Genomic DNA, 1633 nt, shown 5'->3' with positions numbered 1-1633 from the left:
GACTTTCTCTTTAAGCCGCCGTAGGCGGCGCTCTTTTGCTCCCCCTTTTCCCCCTTCCCGCCCGCAGGCGATCCCCGCCGCAGCGGATTTTCTTTTTGTACTTTTTCTTTTGTGAGGTGGTAATATGACCGAGAATTATCGAGGCTGCTATGAGTATTTGAGCGCACAATATCCGGAGGTCGGAGGCTATGAGTTTTATAAAGAGCTGTTTCCGGATAATGAGAACTCCGGAGAACGGCACACGGATTTTTCCCATCCGAACGCTGTGTATCTGTATCGGGACGAACAGAGCGAGGATAAGAAGCTCCGGCGCAGGAAGATGTATAACGACACATGGGAACATGATTACATGGAGTTTGTCGAGGGGAACAGCCTTACTTTGTGCAGCGGTCTTGCATATCGCAGAAAGGAGAACAGGCTGGAGAACGCCCAGCGGATGTATGCTCTGATCTTCGATCTGGATGGCGTAGGTCTTGCCGAGCTGCGCAACCTCTTTCTGCGTTTTGGCGGTGATCCGGAGCGAGTGCGCCGGTTGCCGATGCCGACTTTTCTTGTTCTGTCGGGGACGGGGCTTCATGTCTACTATGTTTTCCAGCAGCCGATTGACCTATACCCGAATATAAAAATCCAGCTTAAAAGTCTGAAATATGACCTCACTTTCCGGATGTGGGAGTATGGGAGCACCTCACAGGTCAAGGCAATACAGTATCAGTCTATCAATCAGGGTTTCCGCATGGTGGGGAGCCTCAATGACAAGCATGGGACGGAGCTGGTTGCTTTCCGTACCGGAGAAAGGGTGACGCTGGATTATCTGAACGCCTACGCAAAGCCGGAAAACAGGGTGGATGTAAATAAGCCTTTCAGTCCGTCCAAAATGACACGAGCCGAGGCGAGGGAGGCATATCCGGAGTGGTATGAGCGTGTTGTCGTAAATGGCGAGAAAGGGCGCAAGAAGTGGGACATTGCTGGAAAGGTGCATGGGGACGATCCGTATGCTCTCTACCATTGGTGGCTGCGGCAGATCGGCGAGATAAAGGGCGGGCATCGGTATTTCTTTCTGATGTGCCTTGCCATCTATGCCTACAAATGCGGCGTATCGAAGCAGCAGCTCCGGCAGGATATGAAATTGGCTTTTGAGGATCTGCAGATGGTGAAGCACGAGAACGCATTGACCGAGGACGATATACGGAGTGCGCTGGAAGCCTATGACAAGGAGTATTACAATTTCACGATTGCCGATATTGAGGCGCTGACCGATATTCGTATCGAGAGGAATAGAAGGAATGGGCGAACGCAGAAACTCCATATGCAGTATATGAACATGAATAGGCAATTTAAGGTCGGTATCGGGGAATGTACAAATGGTGGTCGCCCATCGGGAAGCGGGACGGCGCAACAGATGGTTTATGAGTGGCGGCAGCAGCATCCGGAGGGAACGAAAAGCCAGTGCAAAAAGGATACAGGATTGACCTATCCCACCATCCGCAAATGGTGGGACACTGTACCGGATGGGCATATAACGGTCAAAATACGCCCGTCACAGGCTTTGAGCGATCTGCTGGTGGAGGATTTCAAGAAAGGGTTATAAACCGCCCCAGAACGCCCTGTGCGGCGTTTTTGGGGCGGGGAATGG

General features: G+C 51.8%; 1 protein-coding gene. It reads left to right on the top strand.

Translation table 11 applies throughout. The features are described 5' to 3' along the window. Positions 1–124 precede the first annotated feature (124 nt). Positions 125–1588 (top strand): hypothetical protein, encoded by a 1464-nt coding sequence (locus HMPREF1546_RS10545; RefSeq protein ID WP_021747356.1) that lies wholly within the window; start codon positions 125–127, stop codon positions 1586–1588. Positions 1589–1633 lie beyond the last annotated feature (45 nt).

The organism is Oscillibacter sp. KLE 1745 (genome assembly GCF_000469445.2).
GTDB classification, from domain to species: domain Bacteria; phylum Bacillota; class Clostridia; order Oscillospirales; family Oscillospiraceae; genus Oscillibacter; species Oscillibacter welbionis.
This window is presented reverse-complemented; position numbering and strand designations above follow the sequence as displayed.

Excerpts from the sequence above, each read along its gene's own strand:
- HMPREF1546_RS10545 (WP_021747356.1), top strand. The coding sequence starts at position 125 with ATGACCGAGAATTATCGAGGCTGCTATGAGTATTTGAGCGCACAATAT.